Annotated in this window: 8 protein-coding genes and 3 tRNA genes; 6 read left to right on the top strand and 5 right to left on the bottom strand. The window is 57.7% G+C overall.

The features are described from left to right. Window positions 1-14: 14 nt before the first annotated feature. Window positions 15-1,232 (top strand): FAD-dependent oxidoreductase, encoded by a 1,218-nt coding sequence (locus ACYQ6M_RS08165; protein ID WP_460073155.1) that lies wholly within the window; start codon window positions 15-17, stop codon window positions 1,230-1,232. Beyond that, window positions 1,229-2,221: a glycosyltransferase family 2 protein gene (locus ACYQ6M_RS08170; RefSeq protein ID WP_460073157.1), complete on the top strand. Its 993-nt coding sequence runs from the start codon at window positions 1,229-1,231 to the stop codon at window positions 2,219-2,221. Before ACYQ6M_RS08165 ends, ACYQ6M_RS08170 begins: the two co-directional genes overlap by 4 nt. Before the next feature lie 52 nt (window positions 2,222-2,273). Here the strand turns inward: ACYQ6M_RS08170 and ACYQ6M_RS08175 are convergent. After that, window positions 2,274-2,349 (bottom strand) — tRNA-Thr (locus ACYQ6M_RS08175). Window positions 2,350-3,027: 678 nt separating this feature from the next. Between ACYQ6M_RS08175 and ACYQ6M_RS08180 the strand changes: the two genes are divergently transcribed. After that, complete coding sequence (locus tag ACYQ6M_RS08180) at window positions 3,028-4,218, top strand: MFS transporter (RefSeq protein WP_460073159.1); 1,191 nt, start codon at window positions 3,028-3,030, stop codon at window positions 4,216-4,218. 25 nt (window positions 4,219-4,243) lie between these two features. Here ACYQ6M_RS08180 and ACYQ6M_RS08185 read toward each other — a convergent pair whose 3' ends face one another. The 4 genes from ACYQ6M_RS08185 to ACYQ6M_RS08200 form a co-directional block, all read right to left on the bottom strand. Next, a complete protein-coding gene (locus ACYQ6M_RS08185; RefSeq protein ID WP_460073161.1) occupies window positions 4,244-5,059 on the bottom strand; it encodes a TrmH family RNA methyltransferase in 816 nt (271 codons plus the stop codon). A gap of 93 nt (window positions 5,060-5,152) precedes the next feature. Beyond that, complete coding sequence (locus ACYQ6M_RS08190; RefSeq protein WP_023001151.1) at window positions 5,153-5,473, bottom strand: hypothetical protein; 321 nt, start codon at window positions 5,471-5,473, stop codon at window positions 5,153-5,155. A 122-nt stretch (window positions 5,474-5,595) separates the two neighbouring features. Further along, on the bottom strand, window positions 5,596-6,099 hold the full coding sequence (locus ACYQ6M_RS08195) for a PaaI family thioesterase (protein ID WP_460073163.1): 504 nt from the start codon (window positions 6,097-6,099) through the stop codon (window positions 5,596-5,598). After that, window positions 6,096-6,590, bottom strand: coding sequence for a MarR family winged helix-turn-helix transcriptional regulator (locus tag ACYQ6M_RS08200; protein ID WP_460073165.1), 495 nt, complete (start codon window positions 6,588-6,590; stop codon window positions 6,096-6,098). The genes ACYQ6M_RS08195 and ACYQ6M_RS08200 overlap by 4 nt, the downstream gene beginning before the upstream one ends. 454 nt (window positions 6,591-7,044) lie before the next feature. On the opposite strand from ACYQ6M_RS08200, the gene ACYQ6M_RS08205 reads away from it, so the two are divergent. The 3 genes from ACYQ6M_RS08205 to ACYQ6M_RS08215 all read left to right on the top strand — a co-directional run. Then, window positions 7,045-7,129 (top strand) — tRNA-Tyr (locus ACYQ6M_RS08205). A 22-nt stretch (window positions 7,130-7,151) separates the two neighbouring features. Then, window positions 7,152-7,225 (top strand) — tRNA-Gly (locus ACYQ6M_RS08210). 170 nt (window positions 7,226-7,395) lie between these two features. After that, window positions 7,396-7,481: GTP-binding protein (locus ACYQ6M_RS08215; protein ID WP_207643364.1), on the top strand; the 86-nt coding region annotated here is incomplete at its 3' end.

Genomic DNA, 7,481 nt, shown 5'->3' on the forward strand with positions numbered 1-7,481 from the left:
AATCGTGCCGGGACATGGCGATTGTGGGGGCCGGCATTGCCGGCTCGATCGCAGCTCTGGAGCTTGCTGATCGCGGTAACCGCGTCGTGCTTTACGATGCCGGGGCAGAACCGCTGACTGCGGCGTCGCTGGTCAACGAAGGCAAGATCCATCTCGGGTTCGTTTACGGCGGGGACAGTTCAGGTCTGACCGCGCGGCGCATGATCGACGGCGCGCTTCAGTTTCGGTCCATCGTGTGCCGGTGGATGGGGCAAGACCTGTTCGCTTCTTCCGTAACGCAGCCATTCGATTATGCCGTTCCCGAGGGGTCTCAGCTTTCCGCGGGTGCGGTAGAACAGCACTTTGTGCTGGTGCAGGATATCCTCCGCGAGCGGCTAGCGGCACCAAATGCAGACTACCTCGGCGAAGTGGATCTGCCCGCCTTCCGGCGCCTGACCTCCCATCCTTATGGCTCCGAAGCTGGCAAGATCGAGGTGGCCTTCGGAACGCCTGAACGATCCGTCGACACGCGAGCCATTGCTGCTTCACTGCGCGCAGCGGTTCTTTCTCACCCGCGAATCGAGTTCCGGTCCAATCACAGTGTGACGCGTTTCGAGACAAGCCGGTCCGGATGGCAAGTGGTTGGTGAACATCGCGCTGACGGACCATTCGACCGGGTGCTCAACGCCGCCTGGGAGCAGCGCCGCTTTCTTGATCATGCCAGCGGCTTTGCTGATGATGCCTCGTGGTTCCTGCGCTACAAGATGGCGGTGCTGCTGCCGGATGTTGTCGAAGATCTGGCGAATGTTACGCTCATGTTGGGGCGATACGGGGATGTCGTGCGGTATGAGACAGGCCGGGTGTATCTGTCCTGGTATCCGTCAATGATGCTCGCCAGCACACGCGACCTTTTGCTTCCGCACCCAGAGATCGCTTCTTCCCGAAAGGCCGAAATTGTGCGCAGTTCCGTTGCCGCACTTGCGGCCTACTATCCGAAGTTAGCTGAGTTCCTGCGCTTTCCCGAGACGGACGAAGCACCGTTGATCGGCGGAGTTATCGACGCAAGGGGCGCAAGTGATATCGACGATCGCGTAAGCGATCTGCACAAGCGCAGCAGAATAGGCCCCAGCCTCCTGGCCGATGGTTATTGCAGCCTTGATCCGGGCAAATACACGACCGCACCGATGTTTGCGCTTGAAGCGGCGGACGCGCTGGCATCTTCAAGCCAGGTTCATCAAGTCATTGCCTCATGAAGTTTCCTGCAATATGGCCATGGAAACGGCCACGTCTGACAATCTGTATTCCTGCCTACCGGCCGAAGGGGTTTCTGGGACAGGTGCTTGCGTCGGTGCAGGAGCAGAGCTTTCGCGACTTTCGTGTTGTCATTTCCAATGATGGCGGTTTCGAACGGGAAACCTTCGAACCGTTCCGGCGTATGGCAAACGTGCGTATCTACCATCAGCGGGGACGACTCGGCTGGGTGGAAAACGCCAATTGGCTGATCAGAAGGGTGAGGACGCCGTATTTTGCCATCCTGCCGCAGGACGACACTATTGAGCCGGACTATTACGCCGCGCTTGTGGAACTTCTGGAAAAGACGCCTGCTGCCGGAAGCGCTTGCACCGCAATTCAGACCGTCGGCAGGCCGGATGAACACATCATTCGCAGCAAAAGTGTGAGCGGAGACCTGCAAGAGCGGATCAGTCAGGTGTTCGGGATGAGTTATGCCGGCGTCAGTTTTCGGGCGGTCAACCGGACACCGCCAAACCTACGTGATCTGACCGTTCCCGGAAACCGGTTCGACAACATGTTCGCAGACAGTACCTGGATCATGCGCCAGGCGATCCAGGGTGAAATGCTTTATCTCGACCGGCCGCTCTACAGGAAGCTCTACCACGACGGCAACACTCACACGAGCTGGCTGGAAACACCGGCCAAAACCCTTGCATATGCCTGGATGCGTTATTGCCAGCAAATGGCACTCTATGCGGCACGGTCCGTGGCTGACGAGTACCAGCGCGAGGCCATATTCGATCTTGCCTGCGAGCGGGTCTTTTCCAGAAACAGCGAGTTGAGACCGCTAGCCGTCGGCACAGCATTCGACGCGACCTGGAGCCAGAGTGAACTGGATTTGCGCCAAAAAGCGATGAAGAAGATGCTGCGGCGTTCATTGATGCAGCGCCAGGGTAGCTGCAACGCGTGGCGAGAACATATGGTCCGTGTCGCCCGAGGCACGCGATAGCACAGTGCCTGCGGCGAGCGGCACAAAAGAGTTTCAAGCTGAATGGGGGGAATGGTGCCGGCAGCAGGATTCGAACCCGCGACCCCGAGATTACAAATCACGTGCTCTACCAGCTGAGCTATACCGGCGCCGGGGATGGCTTCTACCAGATTGGGCGCACTTGTCCATGCCCTGATTTGCATTTTTCGATTCTGATTCCGGAAAACCAGCTAAACCTCTGTGATAATTTCAAAAGTTGGGTAGCCGCTGTGGATAGTTTCGCGTGCGCAGAGGCTCAGCGATGCAGAAATTCTGTATCGCGACATCTCGAATCCAATGTCATTCCTGCAAATTGACGGAAGCAGTTGTGCTTTCGGTGCAATCAAGAGGCATTGAGTTCGGTCAGCGGGACAGCGCGCGGCCATCTTGCAAGTTCCCTGGAACGGAATCATTTCCTTGCCTTGGCATAATATGCTCGCGCAGCACATCAAGCTCTGACCCGCATAGCCGATTGTGAGACAGAACAAGGTGGACACAGGCGACTTTCCAACCGCGGCATCCGACAATTCAGCTTTCGCAAGCGCTGAAGGGGCTCTGCGAAGAGCGGGGGGCAGCTTGCATGAACCGAGTTTTGCACCCATAAATGCGCACTCTGAATATCAGCCTGTCGCTTTCTGCGCGGGCTCCTCTGGTTTTACCGGAAGGCAGGCTGGATAGACCAAACACTGTTCGGTCCCGTCATCACTTCCGTTTCACCCTCAGTGGAAAATCTGCCGTGCCACATGTGGTTCTGCTCGAAATCATGTGCGCCAATTGGACCGATTTAAATGACTGAAGCGCAGCGCATCTGCCTCATTTTCTATCTGCAGCCGATCGCACTCGGGGCTTGGCTGCCGCATATTCCAGGTGTCCAGACCGCGCTTGGACTGACCAACAGCGAGTTGGCGATTGCGCTCGTCGGGGCGCCGGTCGGCACTTTGACAACCTTGATGATCGCGGGGCGAATTGCAGGCTGGATCGGCGCCAAGCGGATCACGCTGGTCTTTTATCCGGTCTTTCTTCTCGCCATGCTGTTGCCCTTCATGGCGACAACCCAGTGGCTTTTGATGGCGGCGCTCGCGCTTGTCGGTGGATCGATGTCCATCCTAGAACTTGGGCTCAACGTCCTGGCTGACGATTACGAGACCCGCACCCACCACAAGATCATGAGCAGAGCACATGGCTGCTGGAGCTTCGGACTGCTGTCTGGAACACTGATTGGCTCGGCTGTTGCGGGTCTTGCCCTGTCGCCCCTTCTGGCCGGTATCGCGATCGCGATCCTGGTTCAGGCCCTGGTGCTGCCTGTAATCCTGCGGTTGCCTTTGCCGCCTGAAGGGCAGTCGGCCAAACCCGAGCAGCGCGGTTTCCGGTTGCCACATCCGGTTTTGCTTGGTGTCTGTTTTTTCACTTTTGGAACGACCTTGGTGGAAGGGGCCGTTGCGGATTGGGCCGCGGTCTATCTCCGGGATGCCTTTGCCGCCAATCCAGGCCTCGCCGGGCTGGGCATCTCGATCTTTTCGCTGTGTCTGGCTTCTACCCGGCTCATGGGAGACCGCTTGCGCCAGGTTGCGGCGCCAGGACGCCTGGGGCAGGTGCTTGCGCTCATCGGACTGATTGGTCTGAGCCTGATATGGCTTGCACCGAACGTGCCGATTGCGCTTGTCGGTCTGGGAGTTCTGGGATCAGGAGCCGCGCTCGCGTTTCCCCTTGGAGTGACCGCGGCATCCGCAGCGCCTGGAGGAAGTGCGGCTTCCAATGTCGCCGTGCTTTCCTTTGTGGCTCTGCTTGGCTTTCTGGTCGGGCCGCTCACCATCGGGCCGCTCGCCGATGCCTTCGGTATTCGGGCGGCGCTCATGGTGCTGGCACCAATGATCGGTATCAGTCTGCTGCTGGCGCCTTGCCTGACCCGGTCGGAGGCGACGCGGGCGAACAGAACTGCTACCAGCTCCGTGACTGCGGCGCACGGAGAGGTACACTGAATCGGGGGCTGAAAGGAGAGGGGCCTTACAGCCCCATTTTCATCCGCGCCACATAGAGTGACAGTACAGCGGCATTTGAAACATTGAGCGAGCGAATCTCGCCCGGCATGTCGAGGCGGGCTGTCAGGCCGCAGGCTTCGCGCACACCCTGTCGGACGCCTTTGCCCTCCGAGCCCAGTACCAGAACTGTCCTGTCGCTGAACGGTGTCTCTTCAAGACTTGCAGCGCCATCGCTGTCGAGGGCAATGCAGGAAAAGCCTTCGTCCTTCATCTCGGCAATGAAGCGGGCCATGTTTTTCACCCGGACATGTTTGATCATGTCGAGTGCACCGGAAGCGGATTTCGCCAGAACGGAGCCTTCTTCCGGTGCGTGGCGTTCGGTCGTTACCACCGCATCGGCATCGAGCGCGACAGCCGAGCGCAGGATTGCGCCGACATTGTGCGGATCCGTGACCTGGTCAAGTGCCAGCACGAGCCGAGCACCTTTCAGATGCTCGGCGCCATAAGCGGGCAGGGGATCGGCTTCCAGAATCATGCCCTGATGGACAGCATCCTTCGTCACCATCCGGTCCAGTGCGCGGGGCATCATGGATTCGACAGGGACATCGATTGTCACGCCGCGTTCTTCGAGGCGGCGAACGGCATTGTCCGTTGCGAACAGCTTCAGCCGTTTGCGGTCCTTGTTGGCAAAGGCCGCTTCCACGGTGTGGAGACCATAAAGCAGCACCGGGCCTTCCGGCGGCAGGCCGGGCCGGCGCGGCGCAGGCTTGCCGGAGAACTTTTTGTTGCCGCGAAAGCCCGGCTTGCCGCCAGCACGGAATGGTTTCTTGTCGTCACTCATGGCGCATGCTCTAGCGGCAATTTTCGTGGAGGGGAAGGGGAACTTCTTCCACATCCGGTTCCGAATAGTTTGTATGGAGGCAATAACGGTCAGTTAGTTTTTGGTCTGACCTTCTTGTTGGCTAGATCTCTCTTCTTTGAGAAGCCATTGAGAAGTCGCTCCCAAGAAGACTGCTGGTGTGAGGGTCGAAATCATCGCAACACCCAAATACCAGGAAATGTTAAAGAAAAAGGGCCAGACTTCTTTGCATTCACCATGAGCGCATACAAAGTGCTGGTCTCCGATAACGTGTCCGTTGAGTGCGTCTCCTCCTAACAAAATTGAACATATTAAAAATAGAAAGAAACTGGGTACACCAACCAACGACGATAAAACGCCCAAAATTAAAAACAGTTCGCCGATCTTTGTTTTCATGTTTTTCCCAAGGCAAAATTTGTCTCGAAATTAACACTATATTTCGAGTGGGGTCCTCCAATAAGTCGATGAGCAATTCAGTGACTTTCGACTAAGCAGCTAGTGAAAAAGCCTTCGCAAATTCAGAAGGGCTTCAATATCATGCAGCTGACAGTGCCATGGGCGATCAGTTTGCCGTTCGCGTCCCGCAGATCACCTTCGGAGGTCGCCAGGCGGGAGCCGCGGTGGACGATCCGCCCCTCGCAAACCACTTCGCCGCTGGTTTCAAGCAGCGGGCGAACCATGTTCACGTTGAGCGATGTGGTGGTGTAGAATTCGCCGGGCTGCAGCGTGGTGTGTACAGCGCAGCTCAGCGCCGTGTCGATCAGCGTCGAAATCCAGCCACCATGGACCGTACCGAGCGGGTTCAGGAACTCGCGTGCCGGCTGGCCGGTGAAGACGGCGCGGCCTTCGGAGAATTCCTTCATCCTTATATTGGAATGCACCATGATCGGCGGGGCAGGCAGATCGCCTGCCATCATGCGCTCGAAGATATCGAGCCCGGTCATGGTGGCAAAGGCTGCCTTTGGAAGCGCACCAAGAGTGTGGGTCTTGCCGTTTTCGGTCAGGGAATGGGGATCGCTCATGATTGGTGTCCTGAAAGGGTAGTCTCGTCGGGGGCTGAATGGGAGGCGGTGTCTGCGGCGGGTTTTTCCTGGCTGTCCAGAATGTGAACCGCCTTGCGCAACTTGGACATCTGGGTGCGAACGGCATCTGCGCCGTCCGGGCCGAGCAATGTGCTGACCTCTTCCTGTGCCTTGAGCCAGGTGCGGTGGATCTCAATCACCTTTGCCTCGCCCAGTTGTGTCAGCACTGGAAGAACCTTTCGGCCTTTGCCATCTTGCCGGCTCACAAGGCCGGCAGTTTCCAGAGGCTTGAGGTTTCGGGCCAGCGTGGATCGGTCTATGCCGAGAAAACGGGCGATCTCTGCCGCCGAACTTGCAGACCCGTCGGCAATCGCAGCCAAAAGCTGGGCCTGGGTCAGTTCAAGGCCAAGCGCTGCCATGTGCCTATTATAATGACGGGTCAGAAGATTGGCGGTGCGCCGGGCAGCGTGACCGAGGCAGGTTCGGCCCATGTGCTGGAAATCGATATCTTTAAGAGAAGAGGGCATTTGTTGTAGATACAACAACTAAAGAATCTGCTCAAGGGTGCAGTCGTGTCCGACAGGTTTTTCAAAAGGGCAGCAGGTGCAGGCATTGGCACAAATGGCCTCGTCAAAGGAACGGGCGCGTTGTTGAAAGTTGTCCACAGGCTGGGGTCGCGTGATGCCGGATTTTCAGCAAAACGCAGGGGAACCGTGACATCGCAGCCATGCTGCGGCAATCTGGTGGTGCCATCGGCCTTGGCAATAGCTCACGTTCGAAGCCTCTGTTTCGAGCGTCCTGCTGATTTTGTTCATTTCTTTGCAAAATCGGCGTTGACAGGGCGGGGCCCTATCTGCATAACACGCGCCACGGGATTGCTCGCCCCTTCCGGGCGGGCTCTTCGGTAAGCCATCCTGATCGCTTCGGCGTGAAGCAGGACGAGATGGAGGAGTGCCCGAGTGGCTAAAGGGGACGGACTGTAAATCCGTTGGCTATGCCTACGTTGGTTCGAATCCAACCTCCTCCACCATCGTTCCTGGTTCTCTCGTTGTGCGGGTGTAGCTCAATGGTAGAGCAGCAGCCTTCCAAGCTGACGACGAGGGTTCGATTCCCTTCACCCGCTCCATCATGGGTGCTGATCGGAGTGTCCGGAACGGAAGGCTCTTTCGCCCGGAAATCCTGACAAGAAGTTCAACGGGAAGCAATTCGTCGCTCGCGGATCTGTCCAAGGCGCCGGAACGCGTCCCGCCTCGACCTAATTCGACCGAACCGAGTATTGGACAGAGAGCGACGCCGATGGCGAAGGAAAAATTTGAGCGCAACAAGCCGCACGTTAACATTGGCACGATTGGCCACGTTGACCACGGCAAGACGACGCTGAC

It is taken from the genome of Roseibium sp. ROS1 (assembly GCF_054658215.1).